The following is a 25,149-nucleotide window of genomic DNA, read 5'->3' on the forward strand; positions in this document are numbered from 1 at the left end:
GGCTCAGGGACGGGGTGCCGGCGTTCGGCAGACCGTCATTGTATCGGCTGCGGCAGAACGGATGGCGCCGGCCGCAGCGCCGCTCCATGCGCGGCCGGGATTCGTCGGGATCTACGCCGAAGGCGAAGGCTTCTGCCTGAGCAGGCTGACCGCCAGACCGCCCACGACCAGGACCCCCACGCCCAGCAGCGCCCACAGCAGCCAGGCCTTCCAGTCCCGCTGCGGTTCCAGCGCTGCGTCTCCGGCCAGCGGCTCGGGGCGGCCCTCCAGGCGTGCCAGCGTCGGCTGCCAGGCCGGATCGTTGCGCTGGCGAAGTTCCTCGATGAGCACCCCGATCGGCGCCTCCGCGCGGCGCGCCGTCGCGCTGCCCACCGCCAGTGCATAGGGCGCAGCGCCCTGGCTCAGGAACACCATCACTTCCGGCTGGTAGCCCAGGCGCAGGGTGGGGGCGCCGGCGATCTCCGCCGGGCTTGCCACCAGCTTCCAGTAGCGGTCGCGGTGCACATCGCCCAGCACCTGCGCCGCCGACTGCTGACGCGGGCCCTGCGTTCCCTGCTGCAGCTGATAGGCGATCCACGGTGCACTGCGTCGTTGCCACTGCGCGCCTTCATCGTCGCGGCTGAACAGCGTCCACTGCACCAGGCTGTTGTCGGTACTGGCGACATCGGCGCGCGCGATCGGGAAACGGCCGTCCAGTTCGAATGTGTATTCGCCCTTGCCCTGCGCTATCGGCGTCAGTGACAGCCATTCCCAAGGCAACGTCGCCGGTGCCGGCGGAAGCTCGGCGAGCACGCCATGCAGGGCAGGCAGTCGCGCGTCGCCCTGCGGCAGCACGCGCAGATAGCGCGCATTGCCGTCAACCTGCAGGCGTCGCTGCAGCAACCGTTTGCCGGCGCGCTGCAGGTCCACCAGCGGAATGTCCCGACCGATGGAGCGCCAATGCTGCAGGTCATCGCTGGCATCAAGCTGAACCTGCGCCTGCAGCGGCTGGCCACTGTCGGCCCAATCCAGCACCAGCGCCGCCAGCGGCTGCTGGCCGAGCACGCTGGCATCGATCAGCCAGCCGCCCTGCCCGTTCACCGTTCCGGCGCCGACACGCGCTTCGACCCGGCGCACACGGCCGTCGGTATCGCGCTCGGTCAGCAACTGCAGGTCGTTGCGTTGTGAATCTGCCAGCGGCGGCAGTGCGAACCAGGGCAGCTCGCGCTGCACCGGCGGCTGTGCCAGCGGCGCGTCGGGTGCCAGCAATGCCGACGGCAGGGCCTGTCCGGCCGCGTTGAACACCTGCAGGTCACCCAGGTCTGCTGCGCCTGCACGGCGGTAGATCGCCGGTTCCAGCACCACCCGATAGGCGCCGGACTGCGCACTGGACAGCGTCAGCGGCCACTGCTCGGCGTACTGCGTGCGGTAGTCGGACGCGTGTACGGCCATGGTGGCGAACAGGCCCAGCATCGCCGGCACCACCATCCTGCTCCACATTCTCATTGGTTTTCCTCCACGGATGGCACCGCGCCCGGTGGCGCCGGTGCCAGATAGCCGACGACCGTACACAGCAGGCCATAGGCGATGAACGATGCGATCCCGAGCAGGTTGCCCAGGTGCTGGCGATCGATGAGGACCAGCTTGGCCAGGACCACGCCCATCAGCACCGCACCGACCATCCACAACACACGTTGGCCACGACGCGAGCCCCATACCCAGGCGATCACGCCGAGCACGCTCCACAGCACGGTCAGGCTGGTCTGGGCCAAGCTGTAGCGCGCCATCGACGTACTCCAGGCCAGTCCCCCCCAGTGGTGCACGCCATGCAGGACCAGGCTGGTCAGGGCGATGAAGCCCGCCAGTGCCAGCACCGGCAGGCGCAGCCTGCGCAGCGCGGGCGGTGCCACATCGCTGTACAGCCAGCGCGCCAGCAGCAACAGGCTCAGCCACTGCCCCATCTCGGCCGGGTTCAGCACCGGCAGCCACGGCAGCGGTGCCGCAGTGCCCGGCAGCAGCTGGCCCAGCAGCCATCCGGTCGCCAGCAGCGCGAACAGCACGCACTGCAGCGGCACGCGTGCGGCATCGAATGCCGGGCCCAGCGGCCAGCGCAGCCAACCCCAGCGCCACAGTGACAGGGCGGCCAGCAGCAACCAGGGCAGCGTCACCAGCAACAACGTCCAGCCCTGTGCCAGGCCAGCCTCGCCGCCTCCCCACAGGGCCAGCAGCGAAAGCAGCGATGGCCACAGCAGCCACCACAGGAACTGGGCGATGCGCGCCACCGTGTCGCCGCCCTGGCGCAGGCACAGCAACGTGCGCACCCCCAGCACGGCGAACAGCGCCCATGCCAGGGCGCCGTGGCCCGCGAACGGTTGCTGGTGTGCATGGCTTTGCGCCAATGCCAATGGGAACGCCATCGCCAGCATCGCCAGTGCGGTCATCCCCAGCGCACGTGCCGGTTGCCGGCGCTGCACCTCGGCTGCCAGCCAGGCGGTCGCCGCCGCCAGCACCAGCAGTGCATCGGCCTGCGAGGCATGCGCGAGGAAACGACCGATCTCGTGCACCCAGCCGCCGAGCCACCACAGCAGGCCCCACAGGTAGTAGACCAGGGCGATCTCATGACGTGCCCGGCGCTGGTAGCTCCACGCCGACGCCAACCCCGCCACGGCCAGCAGCAGCGCACCGATCGCGGTGGGATTGAGCAGCAGGCGCCCGTCCTCGTGCCAGTGGTTGCCACCTGCCACGAAGGCGAATGCCGCCGCCATCTGCAGCAGCGCAGCGGACACCTGTGGCAGCCAGCGCCTCTGGCGCAGACCGAGCCAGGCCAGCCCGGCACCTTCCAGCGCGAACACCGCACCGGTGGCACGCGCCGACAAGGCCAGCGGCACGGCCAGCGTGGCGAAACCCACCGCCAGCACTGCGTGCGACTGCGCCAGCACCGTATACGAGGCCCGGGCGATCAAGGCACGCGCCAGCACCGCGTAGATCGCCCCCAGGCCCAGCGCGCACAGTGCCAGTGTCATCGGCTGTTCGTGCAGCATCGCCGCCTGCAGCGAGAAGGCGATCAACGGCGTGCCGAACACCAGGCTGCCATCGACCAGATCGCGGCGACCGGCAGGCTGCCTGCGCGCGTACAGCAGGGGAATCAGCAGATAGAAGGCGAAGAACAGCAGCAGGAACGGTTCGGTGCTGGAGAACTTCTCGGCCCTGTACTGAAGCACGCCCCAGAGCGTGCCGATACCGAAGGTGAACGCGAAGCCCAGCAGGTTCAGCGCGCGCCACGGACGGAACCAGGCGATGGCGAAGATGCCGGCGTTGAGCACTGCGTAGTAGCTGAAGAGGCCGACATGGTTGCCACTGCCGGTCGACAGCCACAGCGGGGCCATGAAGCCCGCCAGGATGCCCAGCACCGCCAGGGTGCGCGAGTTCTGCAGCACTGCCAGCACGCACAGGCCGGCGACCAGCGCGATCGAACTGGCGAACGCAAATCCCGGCGCAAGCAGTTCAAAACGCTTGAATGCCGCGAAGATGGTCAGCAGCAGCACACCGATGGCGCCGCCCTGCAGGGCCAGCGCGAACAGGCGCCGGCGTTCGCGCTGATGCCAGCCGAAGGCCAGCAGGCCCAGCGCACCAGCGGTGACGGCCGCCAGCCGGAGTTCGACCGGGAGCACCAGCCAGCCCTGGTCACTGACGTACTTCAGCAGCGCGGCAACACCGGCCAGCAGCACCAGCATGCCGATCTTGACCGGCACGTTGCCCTCGGTGAACCAGCGTTTGACGGCGCCGATGCCACGCTCGAAGAAGCCCGGCCCGGCCGGCTCGACCGGCGGCGCGGGCGGGGGCGGCGTGGCCGGCAGCGGTGGTGGTGGCGGCGCTGCCTGCCGCGGCGGCGCCGGCACGGACGATTCCGGCGCATGGGCCGCCACGGGAGAAGGTGCTGCCGCAGCCCGCGGTCGCTCCATGGCTGGCGCGTCCGTTGCCGGAACGGGGGCGGGCCCGGGCGGTGGCGCGGCAGCGCGCGGCGATTGCGACACATCGGCCAGTGCGCTCTCAAGCGCAGCGACCCGGCGCCGCAGGCCGGCGATCATCACCAGCGCGACCACCAGCAGCAGCGGAATCGCCAGCAGTATCAATACGACCAGGGCTATCAGTGCTTCCATTGCGTGCCTTCCCATGCGATCCCGCGCCCCTGCGGCGGCGGTCGGACCGCCCCATGCTACGACAGGGCCGGTCCCTCAAACGACGAACCCCGGCCAGGCCGGGGTTCGTGCGCGATCTTCGCCGGCCTTACTTGGCGGCGACGACCCTGGCCATTTCCAGGCACTTGTTGGAGTAGCCCCACTCGTTGTCGTACCACGACACGAGCTTGACGAAGGTACCGTCCAGGGCAATGCCGGCTTCGGCATCGAACACCGACGTGTGAGTCTCACCGCGGAAGTCGGTGGCCACGACCTTGTCTTCGGTGTAGCCGAGGATGCCCTTCAGCGCGCCTTCGCTCTGTGCCTTCACTTCGGCGCAGATCTCGGCGTAGGTGGCTTCCTTTTCCAGTTCGACGGTCAGGTCGACCACCGACACGTCCGAGGTCGGCACGCGGAAGCTCATGCCGGTGAGCTTCTTGTTCAGTTCCGGAATGACCACGCCGACCGCCTTGGCCGCACCGGTGGAGGACGGAATGATGTTCTCCAGGATGCCGCGGCCGCCGCGCCAGTCCTTGTTGGACGGGCCGTCAACGGTCTTCTGGGTGGCCGTGGCGGCGTGCACGGTGGTCATCAGGCCACGCTTGATGCCCCACTTGTCGTTGATGACCTTGGCCAGCGGGGCCAGGCAGTTGGTGGTGCACGAGGCGTTGGAGATGATCGCCTGGCCGGCGTAGGTCTTGTCATTCACGCCGAACACGAACATCGGCGTATCGTCCTTGGACGGGGCGGACAGGATGACCTTCTTGGCGCCGGCATCGATGTGCTTCTGCGCGGTTTCCTTGGTCAGGAACAGACCGGTGGACTCGATGACCACGTCCACGCCCACTTCGTCCCACTTCAGGTTGGCCGGATCGCGTTCCTGGGTCAGGCGGATCTTCTTGCCGTTGACCAGCAGGTCGTTGCCCTGCACCGACACGTCAGCCTTGAAGCGACCGTGCACGGAGTCGTACTTGAGCATGTAGGCCAGGTAATCCGGCTCCAGCAGATCGTTGATGGCCACGATTTCGATGTCGTCGCCGAAGTTCAGCACCGCCGAGCGCAGGACGTTACGCCCGATGCGACCGAAACCGTTGATACCAACCTTGATTGCCATTTCTCAAGCTCCTGCAGCCGCGACGGGTGCGGCGGGGTGGATAGGGCCCACAAGTCTAGCAGGCCCGGCCTGGCCACCGCCGGCCAGACCGGGCCGGTGGCGGGCGGGCTGGCCGGATTTGATCCGGATCAAAGCGTTAGCGCGGCGTGAGGCCGAGACTGGCCCCATCCACCCCGCAACGAGAACACCCCCATGCGCAAGACCTCTCCCCTGATCGTGGCCAGCCTGGCCGCCGCCCTGTCCCTCGCCGCCGCCCCGGCGATGGCCCAGTCCAAGGGCGACTGGACCCTTTCGGCCGGCGTGCACCAGGTGGCACCGAAGTCGAACAACGGCTGGCTGGCCGGTGGCACGCTGAAGGTCGACGTCGACAACGACGTCAAGCCGACCATCACCGGTGAGTATTTCATCGCTGACAACCTGGGCATCGAAGTGCTGGCGGCACTGCCGTTCAAGCACGACATCAACATCAACGGCCTCGGCCGTGTCGGCAGCACCAAGCAGCTGCCGCCGGTGGTGACCGTGCAGTACCACTTCAACAGCAAGGGCAAGGTGTCGCCGTTCATCGGTGCGGGCGTGAACTACACGACCTTCTTCAGCGAAGACACCACGGGCGCGCTCAAGGACAGCCGGCTGAAGCTGCAGGACTCCTGGGGACTGGCCGCGCACGCCGGCGTGGACTTCGCGATCGGCGAGAAGGGCGCGCTGCGCGTGGACATGCGCTGGATCGACATCGACAGCAAGGTGAAGCTGGACGGCCAGAAGATCGGTACGGTCAACATCGATCCGCTGGTCTACGGCGCCTCCTACGTCTTCAAGTTCTGAGCGCGGCCTCCGGCGTGGCGGGCCTGCCCCGCCCTCCGGCCAACCGCTGAACCCTCCGCAGCATGTTGCCCCGGTGATCGCCGGGGCTTTTTTTCTCTGCATCCCCGTACTTTAACCATCCCGTGCTAAGAAGGAACTATCGCGGGCTGTCCATTGATATCTTCAGCCCCACCGGCAGAGAAGGAACTCAGTAATGAAGATGGCTTGTCTCACACTCACCCTTCTTCTAGGAACATCTGCGGCGCATGCCGCAATCGTCGCAGATGGGACGTTCGCAATGATGTCGGGAGGATCCTGCGATGATCTCGCTCAGGACTGCTATCTAGACGATCCAGCCATCGCGGAAAGAGTTGTTGATCGACTTGCGGCAATCGGCGTTACGCGTTTTCTAGTGCCGTCGGCAACATTGAGTCAGCTGCGCATCATTGCGACTCCAATCAGTACACGAGGACTCGAGTTCTACACCTACGAGCGCTGGACGTTTGAATCAGCGACTCAAGTTGGGAAATTCAATTGCCAGAAGTACATTCAAGAGCGGATTGATCCAGTCCTAGTCAAACTCCGCGCGGAATTTGGCGAGAGCTTTGCGGGCCTGCATTTCAAGGATGAGCCACCTGAGAAGGACATTTTGCCACTTGCCGAGATGAGTCAATGCGTCAGGGAGGATCCCCGCCTCAAAGGCGTGAAGCTATTCGTCAATCTGTTCCCATTGCATGCCAACGCGGGTAGCTATTCAGGCTCTGAACATGCAGGTGCGATGTCACCCTCAGACTATGGCGTGGATTGCGCGGAAGCGAACATTCTGCAGCCTGAACGAGCCGCGCAAATGGTGGCGCGCTACTCCGCTTTTGCACGCCGCGTATCTGATGAAGTGCGTCCTGACTATCTTGCCTTTGATATTTACCCCTTCACTCCTTCGTTCGGCAACTGCCCTACAGCGAGAGACCTTCTTATGTCCGAGAATATGTCGATCATCTCGAATCTCGCCAGATCCAGAGGGCAAACGCCTATTGCTTACCTCCAGAATGTGCAATCCGCACATCCGTCGCTGGCCCAAGATCCTTTCGAGCATGCAAGCTTCCATGATCTGCGTTGGTTCGCCGGATGGTCTTTCGCATTTGGCATCAACGGCTTCGCAAACTTCGTCACCCATGACGTCAGCAATGCCGTGAGCGCTCCTGACGGAAATGACATGCTCGGACTGCTCGACAAGCACAACAATCCGCGCAATCTTGCTTCGGAACAGCAAAGCACCTTTGGCGTGACGAGGCAGGTTCAATCTGCACTGAAAAATCTCAATTACCTGGGTTTCGCCGACAACAACCTCGGCGTCCCATCTGCCCAGGTCTCAGGCTGGCTCTCGAACTCATCATTTCTTGTCGGCGAGTACGGGAGCGACAATCTCTCCCCGGCCTATCTCGTCGTTGCTGCTCGTACCCCCCGGCGAGTGGCATCTGGGATCATTGGCCTCAACAGGTGGTGGCGGGAAGTGGAGAAACTGGATTTTGAAACCGGCACATGGCAACGCGTTGGCAGCGCGACCAATAGGATCGACGTCGAGATGTCCACGATTCCTCTCGAGCTCTATCGGCTAAGACCCTGAACCCACAAGGTTGCCCTGCGCGCCCAACCCAGCCATCCGAGGCTCTCCCGGCTGTCGGGATGATTGCAGTGCCCGGGCCCAAGCCGGCGCGGCCTGACTGTCCGTCCATGGGTGCGCCAGCCCAGTCCTCGCTGATCGCCACGCGCCCTTGATGCGCGGACCGTTACGGTGGCGCGGCCACGGGCGGGGACATCGCGATGAGCATCACGGACCGGCGCATCACGGCAATACATGCGGACGACGGCTTTGCCCGCGCGTTCGATGAACAGGTGGTCTGGCGGATGCGCTGGGCCTGTGCCGTTGCCGGCATCTTTTCAATCGGCTTTGCCGTGCTGGACCATTTCTGGCTTCCGCCGGATGTGCATGCACAGGTGCTGCGCTGGCGGCTCGGGCTGCTGCTGCCGGTATTGCTGGTGGCGGTAGCACTCACCTTCGTCGCGGCGTTCCGCCGCCATCTGCAGTGGCTGGGGGGCGGTGCTGTGCTGATCAGCGGGCTGGCGCTGGTGACGATGATCTGGACGGCGCATCGCGCCGGGGTGGATTATCCCTATGAAGGCGTCAGCCTGTTCCTGCTGCTGAACTACTTCCTGTGTGGCCTGCGCTTCGGCGTCGCCACGCTGACCGGAACCCTGATCGCATCGGCGTTCGTGCTGGCGGAGCTGCAGGTCGGCCGGCACTGGGCGCAGATGCTGCAGAGCGTGACGTTCGTGCTGGCCAGCAACCTGGCTGGCATCTTCGGTAGTTACATCCTGGAAAGGCAGGCGCGTGCAACCTGGCGCGCCGAGCAGCGGCTGGATGCACTGGCCAACCACGACGGATTGACCGGATTGCTCAACCGGCGCGCATTCGATCGTCGTGCCAACCAGATCTTCCAGCGTTATCTCCGCGGGCCGCACGCGCGTGGCGCCTTGCGCATCGCGATGATCGACATCGACTACTTCAAGCGCTACAACGACCATCATGGTCACCCGGCGGGCGATGCGGTCCTGCATGCGGTGGCGGTGACGCTGGCCGCGCAGCTTCGCGGCGCTGACTCGGTGGTGGCGCGGTACGGCGGTGAGGAGTTCGTGGCGCTGGGGCAGTGGTCGCCAGGCGAGCCGGAAACCGCGCCGTTCGAGCGGATGCGTCAGCAGGTCCAGGCGCTGGCGATCGCCCATGCCGATTCGGACGCCGCGCCGGTGGTGAGCGTCAGTATTGGTGTGGCGCGGTGGCATGACGATGGCGCCGATTCGCTGGAGCAGGCCCTGGCGCGTGCGGATGCCGCGCTGTATCGGGCCAAGGCGTCCGGGCGCAACCGGGTGGAGGTGGCCACGGATGGGTAGGCAGAAAAAAACCCCGGCAATTTTCCGCCCCGCTAGAATGCCGGCATGAAAGCCCTGCATTCCCTGTTCCTCGCCGCCGCGATCGCGCCGGCTCTGCTGTCCGCCTCCGCCCCTGCCCATGCCTGGGGCGCGCAAGGTCATCGCCTTGTCGCTGAGGTAGCGGATTCCCGCCTCTCGCCCGCTGCACGCGCCGAAGTCGACCGCCTGCTGGCCACCGAACCCGGTGCCACCCTCGCCAGCGTGGCGCCCTGGGCCGACCAGCTGCGTGCCAAGGACCCGGGCCTCGGCCGCCGTTCCGCCGGCTGGCATTACGTCAACATCGCCGAAGACGGCTGCCACTACGAAGCGCCCAGGCACTGCACCAACGGCAACTGCATCGTCGAAGCGCTGAAGGCGCAGAGCGCGATCCTCGGCGATCGCAGCCTGACCGACGGCGAGCGGCTGCAGGCCCTGAAGTTCGTGGTGCATCTGGTCGGCGACATCCACCAGCCAATGCATGCCGGCTACGGTCACGACAAGGGCGGCAACGACTTCCAGCTGCAGTACGGCAACCGCGGCACCAACCTCCATTCGCTGTGGGACAGCGGCATGCTCAACACCCGCAAGCTGGACGACAACGGCTATCTGCCGGTGCTGCGGTCGCTGCCGGCGCCGAAACTGGCGCGCCAGTCCAATCCGCAGCGCGATCCGCAGGCGTGGGCTGAAGCCAGCTGCCGCATTTCGATGCAAGCCGGCGTTTATCCAGCCTCGCGTAAGATCGGCGATGAATACACCGCGCGCTACCGCCCGGTGGCGGAAGCGCAGCTGCGGCTGGCCGGCGAGAATCTGGCGCAGCTGCTGAACCGCGTGCTCGCCGCACGCTGAGGAGGTTGCCGATGCCGGTCCAGGTCCAGTCGTTCTTCCATCGTGACAGCAATACCTTCAGCTACCTGGTCAGCGACCCGGCCAGCGGTGAGGCTGCGCTGATCGATCCGGTCCTGGACTACGACCCGGACACCGATGCCAGCAGCGAGTCGCCGGTCCAGCCGGCACTGCACGCGATCGAGCAGCAGGGGCTGCGGCTGAGGTGGCTGCTGGAGACCCACGCCCACGCCGACCATGTGTCGGCCGGGCGGCGGCTCAAGCAGCGTTTCCCTCACGCCACGCTGGCCATCGGTGAAGGCATCCGCGCCGTGCAGGCGACCTTTGCGCCGCGGTTCGGCCTGCAGCTTCCTGCCGCAGACGACATCTTCGACCACCTGTTCGCCGACGGCGAGACCTTCACGCTGGGCGAAGTGCGCGGCCAGGTCATCGCCGTGCCCGGCCACACCAGCGACAGCATCGCCTACCTGATCGGCGACGCACTGTTTACGGGCGATTCGCTGTTCATGCCCGACGGCGGTACCGCCCGCTGCGATTTCCCCGGCGGCGATGCGGCGCAGCTGTACCGCTCGATCCAGCGCCTGCTGGCGCTGCCCGAGTCCACCCGCGTGTTCGTCTGCCACGACTATGGCCCGGGCGGCCGCGACATCGCCAACGAGACCACCATCGGCGAGCAGCGCGCGCGCAACATCCACGTGCATGACGGCGTGGCCGAAGCCGACTTCGTCAGCGTGCGCCAGGCCCGCGACGCCACGCTGACCGAACCGGCGCTGATGCAACCGGCGGTGAAGGCCAACATCCAGGGCGGCGCCTGATCGACGCCGCTGTACTGGCCGGACATGGCCCGGCGCTACCCGGCATCACGCGCGATCATTTCCCCTGCGTACGGACCGTCTGCCGGCCCTTCACGATCTCGAAGGTGAAGGCGTACAGCAGGCTGACCGGCACCGGCTCGATGCGCTCGGCGCTCCCGCAGTCGCCGCGGTCGGATGGGACCTTGCCGACCGGGTAGTGGCAGACCGCGGCAGCGCTGTACTTCCACATCGCCACCGCCTCCTGCGCCGCCTGCAGCAGCGGCGCGTTCTCCGCTGCAGCGCCGGCGGCGCACTCGGGGCGGTCGGTCAGCGGCAGGCTGCGCTCGACCATGCCTTCCGCATCGACCACCACCTGCAGGCAGATGGTGGTGGGCGCCAGTTCGGTACGCGGATCGCGGTCGCCCACCTTCGGATCAGGCGCCGCATACAGCTGCGGCATCCGATAGCCTTCGCCCGCTGCCAGCGCATAGGCCTGCACCTGACCGCTGCCGCCCGCCGCTGCGGGCTGCAACCGCTGATGGCCGACACTCTCGCTGCGGGTGTCAACCGTGCCCAGTCGCTCCTGGGTGGCACAGCCGGCCAGCAGCGTGGCCAACAGCAGCGCGGCCTGCCTCACCGCGCGCGCTCCGCTTCCCTCTCGTCCTCACTCATGGAGAACGTCAGTGGAATCCGCACGGCGGAAGCCACCGGACGCCCATCCTTCAGGGCCGGCCGGAAGGTCCAGCCCTTGGCGGCCGTGATCGACACCGCATCGAACACACCGGGATTGGTGGCACTGAGCACCTGTACGTCGGTCGGCCTGCCCTCTGCGTCGATCTCGACCTTCAAGGTGACGACGCCGGTCAGGCCCTGCTGGAACGCAGACTCCGGATACTTCGGCGGTGCCATCCTCTCGACCTGCGCAGAACGCTGCAGGCCGGCCGCAGCGGCATCGGCCTGCGCGTACTCGGCTGGCTCGACGCCGATCGACGACACGCCGGCCATCCCGAGCTGGCTTGCCCACGCCACCGTGGCCAGGCCCGCGCACACCCCGACCACCAGCACCTGCCCGGACACCCACGGCAATGCCTTCCGCTTGGACTGCTTCAACATGGCGATTCGCTCCTTCAACACGGGTTGGCTGCGCCAGTGACACACTGCCGGCGCAACCGGGTGAACCAGCTGCGCCTTCAGCAGCGTGCTGGCGTAAAGTCCGCGCAGCGCAGGCTGCGTGGCAATGGTGCGGGCATCGCAGGCCAGTTCCTGGTCGCGCAGGAACCTGCGTGTTGCCCACGGCATCAGCGGATGGAACCAGAACGCTGCGCGTACCAGCAGCAACGCGCCGTTCGCCCAGTGATCGCCATTGCGGCGATGGCTGCGTTCATGTGCCAGGATCAACCCCTGCTCGCGTGCATCGAACTGCTGGTCGAAATCGGGGCCGACCACGATGCGCGGCCGCCACAGGCCGACCAGGGCCGGCAGACCGGGATCGGCACTGGCCTGCCAGCTGCCGTCGGCACGCGCCTGCAGACGGCCCAGGATACGTTCGAAGCGCTGCTGCGCACGCAGGCTGCGCAGCAGACTGATCGCCACGCCAAGCATCCAGGCCAGCAGCAACCATTTCGGCCAGCGCATGACCTGGGTGGGCTCGCCCTCCGGCGCGACAGGCATCACGTTCAGGGGCAGGGTCGGCACATGCTGCAGCAGGGGCAGCGCAGGCAACGGCAGCAACAGGCCTGCCAGCAGCAGGGGCAACAACCACCAGCTGCGATAGGCCAGCGAGGGCCCTCCCAGCCGCAGCAGCAGCGGCCGCATCGCCGCCAGGAGTATCACCGCCAGCGCCAGCCACACGCTGGCCCGCCACACGCTGTCGAGCACCTCACTCATGGTCCAGCTCCTGGATCAGCTTCTTCAGTTCGGCGATGTCCTGCGCGCTGAGCTGGCCGCGTTCACTGAAATGGGCAACCAATGGCGCCACCCGTCCTTCGAACACTCTGCCCAGAAAGTCCTGGCTCTGAGCCGCGACCCAAGCTTCGCGCTGCAGCAGTGGCCGATACAGATAGCGGCGGCCTTCGCGTTCGGCAGCGATCGCGCCCTTGGTCAGCAGGCGGTTGAGCAGCGTCTTGATGGTCGGTTCGGCCCAGTCCCGGTGGGCCAGTGCGGCAACCACCTCATCGGCACCGCGGGGCGCCTGCTGCCACAGCACTTCCATCACGACCGCCTCGGCTTCACTGATCGGATTCATTGTTTACGCCCGTAATCGACAATTCGATTACGCACGTAATCAAAACCGCTGTCAAGCCCTGCATCGACCTGCACTTCATGCGCCCTGGCCCAGCATCGGCCGTCCCGGCCCCGGAGTGCGCATGAAACCGCTACCCAAGAAGGATTTCCCCGTCGAACAGGCCCGCCGCTTCCTCGAACCCGGCCCGATCGTGCTGGTCAGCACCGCGTGGCGTGGCCAGCGCAACCTGATGACGATGGGCTGGCACATGGTGATGGGCTTCTCGCCATCACTGGTGGCGACCTATCTGTGGAACGAGAACCACAGCTTCGCGCTGGCGCGGGGCAGCGGCGAATGCGTGATCAATGTGCCGGGCGTGGAGCTGCTCGATACCGTAGTGGACATCGGCAACTGCAGCGGGCGGGAGGTCGACAAGTTCGCGCACTTCGGCCTGGATGCCCTCCCCGCCCGCGAGGTCGGCGCGCCGCTGGTCGGCCAGTGCCATTCGTGCTTCGAGTGCCGCCTGTACGACGACAGCCAGGTCGAGACCAGCAACCTTTTCATCTGGGAGATCGTGCGTGCCCACGTCGCGCCACGGCCGAAACTACCGCGCACCGTGCACTACCGCGGCGACGGCCGCTTCATGGTGGCCGGTGCGGAAGTCTCGCGTCGACGGCGGTTCAAGCCCGCCATGCTGTAATGCCGGAACCCCCTTACGCAGGACTGCCCCGGATGACCGAACACCTCACCGACCTGGACGCCGCCGTCGATTGGCTGTTCGCGCGCGTGAAAGGGCCGCTGCGGATCGGAGCACCGCTGGCGCTGGGCAAGCCACACCGGTTGCTCAATGCACTGTATGCACGGGTCGAGAACGATCCCTCGCACCCCCTCCAGCTCTACACTGCGCTGTCGTTGAATCCGCCGAAGGTGCGGGGCAGCGGCCTGGAGGCCCGCTTCCTGGGCCCCTTCGCGCAGCGCCATTTCGGCGAGGATTTCCCCCGCCTGGCCTACGCCGACGCGATCGCCCGTGACGCACTGCCCGCCCATGTGCAGGTGGAGGAGTTCTACATGCAGTCCGGCGCCCTGCTCGGTTCCCGGCAGGCGCAGTCCAGCTACACCAGCCTCAACTACACCCATGCCGCAGATGCGGTGGCCCAGCGCGCGCCGCAGGTGATCGTGCAGAAGGTGGCGATGCGCCCGGACGATCGCCGCCTCTCGTTGTCCTGCAACAACGACATCACCCAGGACACACTCGATGCAATCGCCGCACGCGGCCTGCCGCGTCCGCTGATGGTGGCCGAGATCGATCCGCAGCTGCCTTATCTGGGCGGCACCGCCACGGTCGATGTGTCCTTCTTCGACCTGGTCATCACCCCGCCGCCGCCGTATCCGGCGCTGTTCGGCCTGCCGCGGCAGCCGGTCGCCGACGCCGACTATGCGATCGGCCTGTATGCCAGCACCCTGGTGCGCGATGGCGGCACGCTGCAGATCGGCATCGGCACGCTGGCCGATGCACTCAGCCATGCACTGGTGCTGCGGCATACCGACAACGCGCGCTACCGGCGCGTGCTGCACGCGCTGGATCCGCAGCTTGCGCGGCATCCGCTGGTACAGGAAATCGGCGGCCTGGAGCCGTTCGAGATCGGCCTGTACGGCTGCAGCGAGATGCTCAACGAGGGCTTCCGGCGGCTGGTTCAGACCGGCGTGATCAAGCGCAAGGTGCATGACGACCTCGCGCTGATGCAGCGCATCGAGAACGGCAGCACGCTGTCCATCGACCATGCCACGCTGGCCGCCGAAGGCGAATACCTGCATGGCGCGTTCTACCTGGGCTCGCCGGAGTTCTACCAGTGGCTGCGCGAGCTGCCGGCGGATGAACGTCGCGCCATCGGCATGCGCCGCATCAGTGAGATCAACCAGCTTTACGGCGGCAACGAGACGCTGGAGCGCCTGCAGCGCCGCCATGCACGCTTCTTCAATTCCTGCATGATGGCCACTGCGCTGGGCGCGGCGGTCTCCGATGCCCTGGACGATGGCCGCGTGGTGTCCGGCGTCGGCGGCCAGTACAACTTCGTGGCGATGGCCCATGCCCTGCCGGAAGCACGCAGCGTGCTGATGTTCCGCGCCGCGCGCGATGACAAGGGCCATCGCGAATCGAACGTGCGCTGGAATTATGGCCACACCACCATTCCCCGCCATCTGCGTGATATCTACCTGGACGAGTACGGCATCGCCGACCTGCGCGGGTTGACCGACGAGGACTGCGTGCAGGCGATGGCGGCGATCACCGAGGCGCCGTTCCAGCAGGGCCTGCTGCAGCAGGCACAGGCCGCGCGCAAGCTGCTGGCCACGACGCAGCCCGATCCGCAGCGGCTGCAGCGCAATACACCGCAGGCCCTGGCCGCAGCGCTGGCCCCCTTCCGCTCCGACGGCACTCTGCCCGACTACCCGCTGGGCAGCGACTTCAATGAGATCGAGCAGGTGCTGGTGAAGGCGCTGGGCTGGTTGAAGGCCAACACGCAGACCCGCGGCGACAAGCTGCGTACCGTCTGGGCAGCGCTGCGGCAACCGGCCGGCGATGGCGATGCGGTGTACCTGCAGCGCATGGGCCTGCAGTCACCGAAGGACTTCCACGAGCGGCTGGACGCGCGCCTGCTGCGGCTGGCGCTGGCACGCACGGCCTGAAGCCGGTAGCGCCGGGCCAGGCCCGGCGAGCAGCCGATCCGCCGGGCATGGCCCGGCGCCAGCCCAAAAGGAAAGGCCGGCTTGCGCCGGCCTTCCCTGCATCACATCGCGATGCTGCTTACAGCGCCTTGGCGGCGTCCACCACGTGCGCGGCGGTGATGCCGAAGTGCTTGTACAGCTGGTCGGCCGGGGCCGAGGCACCGAAGGTGTCGATACCGATCACCGCACCGTCCAGGCCGACGAACTGGCGCCAGAAACCAGTGACGCCGGCTTCCACCGCCACGCGCTTGCGCACGGCGTTCGGCAGCACCGATTCACGATATGCCGCATCCTGGCGCAGGAACACATCGGTGGACGGCATCGAGACCACGCGGGTCTTGAGGCCGGCCGCGTCCAGCTGGGCTTTCGCTTCCGTGGCCAGCGAGACTTCCGAACCGGTGGCGATCAGGATCACGTCCGGGGTACCGGCGGCGTCGGCCAGCACGTAGCCGCCACGCTCGATCTGCGCGATCTGCTCAGCGCTCCGTGGCTGGTGCGGCAGGTTCTGACGGCTGAACACCAGGCAGCTCGGGCCGTCCTGGCGGGTGATCGCCGCCTTCCAGCTCACCGCCGACTCGACGGCATCGCACGGGCGCCACACGTCGTTGTTCGGGATGTAGCGCAGCGAGGCCAGATGCTCCACCGGCTGGTGGGTCGGACCGTCTTCGCCCAGGCCGATCGAATCGTGGGTGTAGACGTGGATGGCATGGGCCGGGATCAGCGCGCTCATGCGAACGCCGTTGCGAGCGTAATCGCTGAACACCAGGAAGGTGGCATCGAACGGAATGAAGCCGCCATGCAGCGCCAGGCCGTTGGCGATCGCGGTCATGCCGAACTCGCGCACGCCGTAGTACACGTAGTTGGCGTTGGCGTCGTCGCTGGCGACCGAGGTGCTGCCCTTCCACAGGGTCAGGTTGGAGTGCGCCAGGTCGGCCGAGCCGCCGACGATTTCCGGCAGCAGCGGCGCGAAGGCCTCGATGGCCAGCTGCGAGGCCTTGCGCGAGGCGATCGTCGGGCCTTCAGCCGCGACCTTGGCGATGTACGCGTCGGCCTGGGCAACGAAGTCGGCCGGCAGTTCCCCGTGCGAACGACGGGTCAGTTCAGCGGCTTCGGCCGGATACTGGGCCGCATACTTGTCGAACAGCTGTTCCCATTCGGCCTGGCGCAGGGTGCCGGCACCGTTGGCGCGCCAGCCGTCGTAGATCGCCTGCGGGATTTCAAACGGGCCGTACTCCCAGCCCAGCTGCTTGCGGGTGGCTTCCAGCTCGTCCTTGCCCAGCGGGGCACCGTGGCTGGATTCCTTGCCGGCCTTGTTCGGCGAACCAAAGCCGATCGTGGTGCGGCAGCAGATCAGGGTCGGCTTGTCGCTCTGCGACAGCGCGGCCTCGATGCCGGCCTTGATGCTCTCCGGGTCGTGACCATCGACATCGCGGACCACGTTCCAGCCATAGGCCTCGAAACGCTCCGGCGTGTTGTCGGTGAACCAGCCTTCGACGTTGCCATCGATGGAGATGTGGTTGTTGTCCCAGAAGCAGACCAGCTTGTGCAGGCCCCAGGTGCCGGCCAGCGAAGCGGCTTCATGCGAGACGCCTTCCATCAGGCAGCCATCGCCCATGAACACCCAGGTGCGATGGTCGACCACTTCCAGTTCCGGACGGTTGAAGCGCTGCGCCAGCAGCTTCTCGGCCAGGGCGAAGCCCACGGCATTGGCGAAACCCTGGCCCAGCGGGCCGGTGGTGGTTTCCACGCCGGGGGTTTCATGGCGCTCCGGGTGACCGGCGGTGTGGCTGCCAAGCTGGCGGAACAGCTTGAGCTGCTCGATCGGCAGGTCGTAACCGCTCAGGTGCAGCAGCGCGTACTGCAGCATCGAGCCGTGGCCGTTGGACAGCACGAAACGGTCGCGGTTGAACCAGTGCGGATTGCTCGGGTTGTGGCGAAGGTAGTCGTTCCAGAGCACTTCGGCGATGTCGGCCATGCCCATGGGCATGCCGGGGTGGCCGGACTTTGCGGTTTCAACCGCATCGGCGGCAAGGAAGCGGATGGCGTTGGCCAACTGGCGACGGGTAGGCTGCGTCATGGTTCTGTCGGAATCGGGAGGCGGCCGCGGACGTGCGGGCGGCCTATTGTCCCATAGTCACCGGGTGGGGGTCAGTTCCACTTGCCAGGTCGTGCGGGCGCTGGCCGGCAACGTCGTGGTCTCCGCCGGATTCCGCATGTGAAAAGGGGTCGGAGCCCTTTCCGTGCGGAAAGGAATCCGACCCCGATCAGATCGCCAGGACTCAGTCGCGGTCGGGAACCAGCGCCGGGCCGTCGTGGCCCTCGCCCTTGGCCACCAGGGTGGTCAGCGCCAGATCGCCGGTCACGTTCAGCGCCGTGCGGCACATGTCCAGGAAATGGTTCACGCCCAGGATCAGGCCGATCCCCAGCGGGTTGACCCCCACCATGGCGCAGATCATCGCCACCACCGGCAGCGAACCCGACGGCACGCCCGCGGTACCGATGCCCCCCAGGATGCACACCGCCATCACCATGATCTGCTGGCCGATGCTCAGGTCCACGCCGAAGAACTGGGCCAGGAAGATCACCGTCACGCCCTCGAACAGCGCCGTGCCGTTCTGGTTGGCGGTGGCGCCCACGGTCAGCACGAAGCGGGACACGCGCTGCGGCAGGCCCATCTGGTCGGCCACGCGCAGCGCGGTCGGCAGGGTAGCGTTGCTGGAGGCGGTGGAGAAGGCCATCACCGTCGCTTCCTGGGTATCGCGGAAGAACGACAGCGGCGAACGGCCCGACAGCCACACGGCGGCGCCGTAGGTCACCACCATGTGCAGGCCCAGTGCCAGCACCACCACGCCCACGTAGGCGCCCAGGCGGATGATCAGCTCGAAACCGAACAGCGCGGCCAGGTTGAACATGAAGCAGGCCACCGCATACGGTGCCAGGCGGATGACCAGATTGATCAGGGTCATCGAGATTTCGAACACGCCTTCGATGGCGCGGCGCAGCGGGGCGACCTTCTCGTCATCGGTCAGCACCATGCCGATGCCGAACATCAGCGCGAAGAACATCAGCGAGAGGATCGCGCCGTTGTCGGAGGCCGCCTGCAGCACGTTGCTCGGCACGATCGAGAGCAGCATGTCCATGCCCTTCGGCGTGCCATGGATGCCGGCGACGATCTCCTTGCTGCGTTCGGCGTTCTCCGAGAGCATCAGCGCGGCGGTCTGCGGATCGACGCCGACGCCGGGCTTGAGCAGGTTGACCAGCACCAGGCCGATGGCCACGGCGATGCCGGACAGCAGCACGGTATAGGCCAGCGTCTTCCAGCCGATGCGGCCGAGGGCGCGGATGTCGCCCATCTCCGACACGCCCATGATCAGCGCCGAGAAGATCAACGGCACGATCAGCATGAAGATCAGGTTGAGGAACAGCCCCGATGCAGGCGTGGTGATGTAGTCCATGACCCACTTGGCACCGGTCTGCAGACCATCGACGCTGCCACCCAGGGCGTGCACGGTCAGTCCCAGGATCAGGCCGATCGCGAAGCCGATGCCCATCTTCCAGTGCAGGGGCAACGTCTTCTTGCCGGCGGCAGCTGCTGTCATACGCACGTTTCCTCGAAAAATGAATGCACTCTAACAAAGCGCGCAAGCGGCGCCGGTTCAGGTTCGGCGCTGCGGATACAGCGGCGCCAGCCCAGTGTCGGTGCCGCGGGCGGTCCCCGACCAGTGTGGTCCGTCACGGAAGGCCTCGCGCAACCGCACACGCAGTGGTGCCGGCTCTCCCTGCCCGCCCCATCGCACCTGCTGGAGCTCCTGCAGCACCTGGCGCTGGTTCGGATCACCCAGCCTGGCGATGACCTGCTCCAACCGCGGTACACCTGCCATCGCGCACAGCTGCGCTTCGACCTGGTCAAAGCCCTCGCCGTCCAGCACCCGGCGCAGTTCGGCGACGCTGCCGCGTCCTTCGCTGGCTTCCGGCCCGGACGGCGGCCCCGGCGGGCGAGTGGCACCGCGCATGGACGGCCCGCCGCGTCCGCGCTGCCAGCCCCACAGCAGGGTCAGCAGCCACAGCAGCGCCAGGCCGATCACCGCGGCAATCCAGGGCCAGGGCTGGCTCGGCGTCCCCGAGGCGATCGGATCGGTGGCCGCAATGCGCGTGTCGTCGTCGGGCAGCGCTGCATCGGTGTCGATCGGCGGCGGCGGGGCGGGCGCGGCAGTGCCCGTACCGGCGCTGACCGTCAGTGCCAGGTCCGGCAGTCGTGCCTGCTGCGCGCTGCCGTCGCGCACGTTCCACCATGACACCCTCGGCCCCGGCACCTGCAGCGGACCCGGCTGGCGGGGCACGACGGAGTAACGACGGGTGATCTTCAACCGCGGGGTGCTGCCATTGAAGGTCTCTTCGTACTGCGCCGGTTCGGCGAACACCTGCGCCGCCGTGCCGAGGTCCGGAACCGGAAGGTCGGTGAACTGGGCACGGGTGGCACCTTCGGCGATCGCTTCGACCACGATGGTGGCCGCCTCGCCGGTACGTGCAGTACTCGGCGCGCTGGTATAGCGCAACTGCAGGCCCTGCAACGGCAGCCACGGCTGCGGCGCCTGCGCCGGCTGTGCCTGCACCTGCAGCGTGCGGTCGGCGCCGGTGGCGTTCATGCGGCCATCGCCCCCTCCGAAAAAGTCATCGAAGAAGCCGCCTGCGCTGCGGCCGTTGAAGCGCGCGCCGGCCAGGCGCAGTGTCCCGCTGCGCTCGGGAATCAGCAGGAAGCGGCGCTCGACCACGTTGTAGCGGCGTCCATTGACCTGCCTCACGTCGGTGCGGTCGTCGCCCACCCGCTGCAGCGAGGCACCGGCGGGCGTATCCACGATGAGCTCGCCGGAGGCCAGCTGCGAGGCGAAGAACAGGCGCACGACCACGCCAACGCTCTGCTGCACGTAGGGCGTGTCATCGTCGACATCGGTCTGTATGAACGCCATGGCCGCACCGTTGGCAGCGGTGACCGGGGCGGCGGCGTCCACCTGCAACGTCAGCGGTGCGGTCTGCGCAGTACCCACCTGCAGGGCCGGGATCGTCAGCGCGCCACTGCGTCGCGGTGTCAGTGCCACGCCATACAGACTGCGTTGCTGCATGCTGCCGTTGCTCCACTCCACCTGGCGGCTGCTGGTCTGCCCACTGAGATCGAAGTCACCGCGCAGCGGCGCGAAGTCGGGCGCACCGGCATCACTCTGCACGTTGAGGGTGACCGTATCGCCCATCGCGATGCGATCGCGGTCCAGCCATGCCCGCGGCTGTGCCCAGGCCATCAATGGCAGCCACAGCAGCAGCATTGCCGCACACCGGCGTAGGCCGTGCATGTTCATCGCCCTTCCCTCTTCCTGCGTTCGTTTTCCAGCTGGAACTTGGCACGCAGCAACGCGCCCGGATCATCCGGCACGCGCCGCATCCAGGCGTCCACCGCCTGTTGTTCCTCACGCTGGCGCGGCGTGCGGCCGTCATCGCCCGCCACGGTCGGATCATTCTTCTCCCGGCCCTCGCGCCCCTGTTCGATGGCCTGCTGCATGCGCTGTCGCTGCTGCGCGTCGGCCTCGGCCTGCGCATGGGCGTCCTCGGCCTGGGGCGGTGACGGCGGCCCCTGATCACCACGCTCACCGAGCCGCGGTTGCGGCTGGGCGCCGGCGTCTGAGGGCGGGGGGCGCTGCGAGGGCGCCTGCGGCTGTCCCTGCCCCGACGGCTGGCCCTGCTGTGGCTGGCCCTGCTGATCCTGCGGCGTCGAGGACGGCTTCCGGGGCGGATTCTGCTGTCCCGGGTTCTGCCGCTGGCCACCCGGCGGCTTGCGCTTGCGTGCAGCATCCACAACAGCCCGGTTGGCCACCGCGTCGGCCATCCCCGGCTGCAGGGCCAGTGCGCGATCGTAGGCGGCTATGGCATCGTCGTACTGGCCCTGGCGGGCCAGCACATTGCCGAGGTTGTACCAGCCGGCCGCGGTGTCGAGCCCTTCGAACTGCTGCCGGGCACGTGCGAAGTCACCCTGGCGGTAGGCCTGTACGCCTTCGGCCAGACGCTGATGCTGCACCTGGTCCGCCCGCTTCCACAGCGTGCCCTGCACCGGCCGCGTCTGTGCCTGCGCCTGCGCGCCGTCCGTCCACGGCAACAGGCCGACCGCCAGCACGGCAGCCAGCAGCGCACGCCGTCGGAACGCCAGCAGCGCAAGCAGCATCAACGGCGGCAGCAACCAGAAGCCTTCGTCGCGCCATTGGTGACCGGTACCCGGCCGCTGCAGCGCTGTGCCTTCACGGGCATCGAGCACACCCAGCGCGCGCAGGTCGCGATCATCGGCGGCGATCCGCACATAGCGGCCGCCGCCGGCCGTCGCCACGGCGCGCAGGCGGCCTTCGTCCAGCGCGGCCTGGCGGATCTGGCCGCTGCTGTCGCGGTACGCGGCACCGCCCGGAGTTCCCAGACCCAGCACCGACACCTGCAGCCCCAGGCTGCGGGCCTGCGAAGCAGCGAGTTCGGCCTCATCGTCAGCCTGGTCGGTGACCACCAGGATCTGCCCCTGGGGCGCGCCGGTCTGCCGCATCAGCCGTGTCGCCCAATCGATGCCACGATCGGCACGCTGGCCATCGCGCGGCATGACATCCGGCGACAGCGCGTCCAGATAGAGCGCGACATTGCTGGCATCCTCGGTCAACGGAGCGACGGTATAGGCATCGTCCGCATAGACGATCAGCCCAACCTGGCCGCCCTCGCGGGCGCGCAGCAACGTGCCGATCTTGGCCCGCGCCTGCAGCAGGCGCGACGGCGGCAGGTCGGTGGCGGTGATCCGGCTGGACAGGTCCAGCACCACCAGCAACGGTGCGCTGGCCTGGAACATCGGCTGCGCCTGCTGTCGCCAGCTGGGCCCGGCCAGGGCCAGGCACGCCAGCGTCCAGCCCAGCAGCTGCGCCCACGGCAGGCGCATGCGACGGCGCGGCCCCGACGCCAGCAGATGGGGCAGCAGATGGGCATCGACCGCCTGCCGCCATGCATCGCTGCGGCGCTGTCGATACACCGCTACGGCCACGATCAACGGCAGCGCGGCCAACGCCCACAGCCAGTCAGGCCGCAGGAAATGCAGCGCGTTCCAGTCCGGCAGATGGGATGCCAGGGCGATCATCGACGACGCTCCGGCCATGCCCACGCAAGCGCACCGAGCAGCAGCGCCACGCCCAGCGGCCAGGGATAACGCTCATCGCGCGGGCGCAGGACCGGCCCCTTCTCCGCGATGGGCTCCAGCCGGTCCAGCTCGGCATAGATGCCTGCAAGCTCGGCCGTGTCGCGGGCGCGGAAGAACTGGCCGCCGGTCATCCGGGCGATCTGCCTGAGCGTCGCCTCGTCCACCGGGTCCTGGTCGGCGGAAATCGGAATGCCGAGAAAGCGCATGCTGCCATCGCCGCCAAAGGCGACGGTGTGGATGCGCACGCCCTCGGCACGCGCTACCTCCGCCGCACGCAGCGGTTCCAGCACGCCTGCATTGCTGACGCCATCGGTGAGCAGGATCAGCACACGCTGGCCCTCGGGCTGGCTGCGCAGGCGCTTGACCGCAAGGCCGATGGCATCGCCGATGGCGGTCTCGCGCCCGGCCAGGCCGACCACGCTGTCGCGCAGCTGGTCGCGGACGCTGGCCAGGTCGGCAGTGAGCGGGGTCAGCGTATAGGCCCGATCACCAAAGATCAGCAGGCCGATGCGATCGCCTGCACGACGGTCAAGAAAGTCGGCCAGCACGGCCTTGGCGGCGGTCAGCCGATCGACGGCCTGGCCGCCGAGCACCATGTCGGCCTCGCCCATGCTGCCGGACACGTCCATCGCCAGCATCATCTGGCGCCCCTGCTGCGGCGGTGTGGTCGCCTCGCCCAACTGCTGCGGCCGCGCCAGCGCCACGCACAGCGCGATCCAGCCCAGCCACAGCAGCAGCGCACGCCACCTGCGCGCATCGATACGGCCTGCTCCGGCCAGGGCCTCCAGTTCGGTCGCGGCATAGGGCACGCGCAGCGCAGCGCCGGGGGCGGCACGGCGCTTCCAGGCCAGCATCAGCAACGGCAACGGCACCGCCAACAGCGCCAATGGCCAGGCCAGCTGCAGGTCCGGCCAGGGCCAGTAACTCGCCAGCGCACTCATCGGCGCCGCTCCTGCAGCATCGCCAGGTAACGTCCGCGTGCCCAGCGGCGCAGCACTGCGACATCGGCCGCATCCACCTGCGGCCGGTACGCGCCCTCGGCAAGCAGATCGCGCTGCGCCGCCGACAACGTCGCCTGCGGATCCACCCGCTGCCACCAGGCGTGGTCATGCAACGCTTCGCTGCCCGGCCGTGCCTGACGCGCGGCACGGCGCAGCAGGCCCGCAATGGCCGCCACCTCAGCGGCGGCATCGGTCGCGCCCGCCAGCTCGCGATCAAACGCCTGCAACCAGCGCTGCTGACGCCGACGGCGACGCCACCACAGCAGGGCGAGGATCAGCAGCGCCAGCAGCAGAACCGCCCCGATCATCAGATAGCCGGGGGCCGGTGGCCACCACGACGGTGCCGGTGGCAGCTGCACATCGCGCAGGGGCAGCGCTGTGCTCATGCGGGTACCTCGGTAGGCGCCGGCGCCAGCCAGGCATCGCTGGCCGCATCACTGCTCAGCACCTGCACATCGATGCGGCGTGCCCCCAGCTGGCGCTGCAGTTCCTGCAGCGGTTCAACGAAATGCGCATGCCACTGCGCCTGCACGTCGCCGCGGCGCAGATCCAGTCCGATGCGCTGCTGGGCGGCAAGGAACTGCAGGGGCGCCGACGGCGGCTGCAGCTCCAGCGGATCGACCAGCAGCACCAGGCTGAGGTCGTGATGCTGGGCCAGCGCTCCCCATCGCGCCGGCGCAATGCGGATGGCCTGCTGCGGGTCGGCCAGCACCAGCAGCCGTGCACCCGGACGCAGAACGCGCGCCGCGTGGTCCAGCGCGCGCTCCAGACCCAGATCATCGGCCGGAGGTTGCGCATACCAGCGCGTCAGCGCGTCGAGCACGCGCAGCACGCCACGTGGTCCGCCGGCTGGCGCTACCGGCGCTTCGCGGTCACTGCCGCGCAGCGCACCGATGCGGTCGCCGCGGCGCTGCGCCGACCAGGCGGCGACTGCACCGGCACGCGCAGCCTGCACCGACTTGAAACGCACGCGGGTGCCGAAGTACAGCGCGGGTGAGGTATCGGCCACGATCAGACTGACCCGTTCGCGTTCGGCCTGGAACAGCTTGGTATGGGCACGACCGGTGCGCGCGGTCACGCGCCAGTCGATATGACGGGCATCGTCACCGGCGACGTACTCGCGCGATTCCGCGTACTCCATGCCGCGCCCGCGCAGCGGCGACGGTGCCTGCCCCGCATTGCCGGCGCGGCCGCGACGGGGCGGCGGCGGACGCTGGGCCAGACGGCGCAGCGCCACCAGCTCGGCCAGCCGCGGGCGCAGTCCATCGCCTTCGCTGGCGGACACTCCATGCTCCTGGGATGTATCGGTCATGCGCAGGC

The 25,149-nt window shown here is 67.8% G+C and carries 20 protein-coding genes; 7 read left to right on the forward strand and 13 right to left on the reverse strand.

All coding sequences use genetic code 11. The features are described 5' to 3' along the window. Nucleotides 1-111: 111 nt before the first annotated feature. The 3 genes from ACVOME_RS07190 to gap form a co-directional block, all read right to left on the reverse strand. The gene (locus ACVOME_RS07190) at nucleotides 112-1,485 is read right to left on the reverse strand and encodes a DUF3999 domain-containing protein (RefSeq protein WP_481504896.1); all 1,374 of its coding nucleotides are present in this window, start codon (nucleotides 1,483-1,485) and stop codon (nucleotides 112-114) included. After that, nucleotides 1,482-4,139: a DUF2339 domain-containing protein gene (locus tag ACVOME_RS07195; protein ID WP_481504897.1), complete on the reverse strand. Its 2,658-nt coding sequence runs from the start codon at nucleotides 4,137-4,139 to the stop codon at nucleotides 1,482-1,484. The genes ACVOME_RS07190 and ACVOME_RS07195 overlap by 4 nt, the downstream gene beginning before the upstream one ends. A gap of 127 nt (nucleotides 4,140-4,266) precedes the next feature. Continuing rightward, entirely contained in the window at nucleotides 4,267-5,271 is a 1,005-nt protein-coding gene (gene gap / locus ACVOME_RS07200; protein ID WP_053518489.1) for a type I glyceraldehyde-3-phosphate dehydrogenase, read from the reverse strand. A gap of 192 nt (nucleotides 5,272-5,463) precedes the next feature. On the opposite strand from gap, the gene ACVOME_RS07205 reads away from it, so the two are divergent. The 5 genes from ACVOME_RS07205 (at nucleotide 5,464) to ACVOME_RS07225 (ending at nucleotide 10,694) form a co-directional block, all read left to right on the forward strand. Next, nucleotides 5,464-6,093, forward strand: a complete 630-nt coding sequence (locus ACVOME_RS07205; RefSeq protein WP_053518487.1) for an OmpW/AlkL family protein — start codon at nucleotides 5,464-5,466, stop codon at nucleotides 6,091-6,093. A 193-nt stretch (nucleotides 6,094-6,286) separates the two neighbouring features. After that, nucleotides 6,287-7,696 carry a hypothetical protein gene (locus ACVOME_RS07210; protein ID WP_197600551.1) on the forward strand — a complete coding sequence of 470 codons (1,410 nt, stop codon included), beginning with the start codon at nucleotides 6,287-6,289 and terminating at the stop codon, nucleotides 7,694-7,696. Between the two features lie 197 nt (nucleotides 7,697-7,893). Beyond that, complete coding sequence (locus tag ACVOME_RS07215) at nucleotides 7,894-9,018, forward strand: GGDEF domain-containing protein (RefSeq protein WP_481504898.1); 1,125 nt, start codon at nucleotides 7,894-7,896, stop codon at nucleotides 9,016-9,018. 45 nt (nucleotides 9,019-9,063) lie between these two features. Beyond that, entirely contained in the window at nucleotides 9,064-9,882 is an 819-nt protein-coding gene (locus ACVOME_RS07220) for a S1/P1 nuclease (RefSeq protein ID WP_065175752.1), read from the forward strand. Between the two features lie 11 nt (nucleotides 9,883-9,893). Continuing rightward, nucleotides 9,894-10,694, forward strand: a complete 801-nt coding sequence (locus ACVOME_RS07225) for an MBL fold metallo-hydrolase (RefSeq protein WP_481504899.1) — start codon at nucleotides 9,894-9,896, stop codon at nucleotides 10,692-10,694. A 55-nt stretch (nucleotides 10,695-10,749) separates the two neighbouring features. On the opposite strand, the gene ACVOME_RS07230 is transcribed toward ACVOME_RS07225, so the two are convergent. The 3 genes from ACVOME_RS07230 to ACVOME_RS07240 are packed head-to-tail and all read right to left on the reverse strand — an operon-like array spanning nucleotide 10,750 to nucleotide 12,918. Further along, the gene (locus ACVOME_RS07230; protein WP_481504900.1) at nucleotides 10,750-11,310 is read right to left on the reverse strand and encodes a hypothetical protein; all 561 of its coding nucleotides are present in this window, start codon (nucleotides 11,308-11,310) and stop codon (nucleotides 10,750-10,752) included. Then, entirely contained in the window at nucleotides 11,307-12,560 is a 1,254-nt protein-coding gene (locus ACVOME_RS07235; RefSeq protein ID WP_197600555.1) for a M56 family metallopeptidase, read from the reverse strand. Before ACVOME_RS07235 ends, ACVOME_RS07230 begins: the two co-directional genes overlap by 4 nt. Beyond that, on the reverse strand, nucleotides 12,553-12,918 hold the full coding sequence (locus ACVOME_RS07240; protein WP_065181668.1) for a BlaI/MecI/CopY family transcriptional regulator: 366 nt from the start codon (nucleotides 12,916-12,918) through the stop codon (nucleotides 12,553-12,555). The genes ACVOME_RS07235 and ACVOME_RS07240 overlap by 8 nt, the downstream gene beginning before the upstream one ends. A 121-nt stretch (nucleotides 12,919-13,039) precedes the next feature. Between ACVOME_RS07240 and ACVOME_RS07245 the strand changes: the two genes are divergently transcribed. Continuing rightward, the gene (locus tag ACVOME_RS07245; protein WP_481504901.1) at nucleotides 13,040-13,597 is read left to right on the forward strand and encodes a flavin reductase family protein; all 558 of its coding nucleotides are present in this window, start codon (nucleotides 13,040-13,042) and stop codon (nucleotides 13,595-13,597) included. A 32-nt stretch (nucleotides 13,598-13,629) separates the two neighbouring features. Beyond that, entirely contained in the window at nucleotides 13,630-15,582 is a 1,953-nt protein-coding gene (locus ACVOME_RS07250; protein ID WP_193396521.1) for an acetyl-CoA hydrolase/transferase C-terminal domain-containing protein, read from the forward strand. Nucleotides 15,583-15,700: 118 nt separating this feature from the next. Here the strand turns inward: ACVOME_RS07250 and tkt are convergent, their stop codons facing one another. The 7 genes from tkt to ACVOME_RS07285 all read right to left on the reverse strand — a co-directional run bounded on the left by tkt (nucleotide 15,701) and on the right by ACVOME_RS07285 (nucleotide 25,141). Next, nucleotides 15,701-17,698, reverse strand: coding sequence for a transketolase (gene tkt, locus ACVOME_RS07255; protein WP_053518470.1), 1,998 nt, complete (start codon nucleotides 17,696-17,698; stop codon nucleotides 15,701-15,703). A 202-nt stretch (nucleotides 17,699-17,900) separates the two neighbouring features. Continuing rightward, a complete protein-coding gene (locus ACVOME_RS07260) occupies nucleotides 17,901-19,220 on the reverse strand; it encodes a dicarboxylate/amino acid:cation symporter (RefSeq protein WP_053518469.1) in 1,320 nt (439 codons plus the stop codon). A gap of 57 nt (nucleotides 19,221-19,277) precedes the next feature. After that, nucleotides 19,278-20,972 carry a BatD family protein gene (locus ACVOME_RS07265; protein ID WP_481504902.1) on the reverse strand — a complete coding sequence of 565 codons (1,695 nt, stop codon included), beginning with the start codon at nucleotides 20,970-20,972 and terminating at the stop codon, nucleotides 19,278-19,280. Beyond that, a complete protein-coding gene (locus ACVOME_RS07270) occupies nucleotides 20,969-22,768 on the reverse strand; it encodes a tetratricopeptide repeat protein (RefSeq protein ID WP_481504903.1) in 1,800 nt (599 codons plus the stop codon). Before ACVOME_RS07270 ends, ACVOME_RS07265 begins: the two co-directional genes overlap by 4 nt. Beyond that, complete coding sequence (locus tag ACVOME_RS07275; RefSeq protein ID WP_253118327.1) at nucleotides 22,765-23,769, reverse strand: vWA domain-containing protein; 1,005 nt, start codon at nucleotides 23,767-23,769, stop codon at nucleotides 22,765-22,767. Before ACVOME_RS07275 ends, ACVOME_RS07270 begins: the two co-directional genes overlap by 4 nt. Then, the gene (locus ACVOME_RS07280) at nucleotides 23,766-24,215 is read right to left on the reverse strand and encodes a DUF4381 family protein (RefSeq protein ID WP_481504904.1); all 450 of its coding nucleotides are present in this window, start codon (nucleotides 24,213-24,215) and stop codon (nucleotides 23,766-23,768) included. Before ACVOME_RS07280 ends, ACVOME_RS07275 begins: the two co-directional genes overlap by 4 nt. Next, nucleotides 24,212-25,141: a DUF58 domain-containing protein gene (locus ACVOME_RS07285; RefSeq protein ID WP_322523371.1), complete on the reverse strand. Its 930-nt coding sequence runs from the start codon at nucleotides 25,139-25,141 to the stop codon at nucleotides 24,212-24,214. Before ACVOME_RS07285 ends, ACVOME_RS07280 begins: the two co-directional genes overlap by 4 nt. Between the last annotated feature and the right edge of the window lie 8 nt (nucleotides 25,142-25,149).

It is taken from the genome of Stenotrophomonas sp. STEN008 (assembly GCF_056760435.1).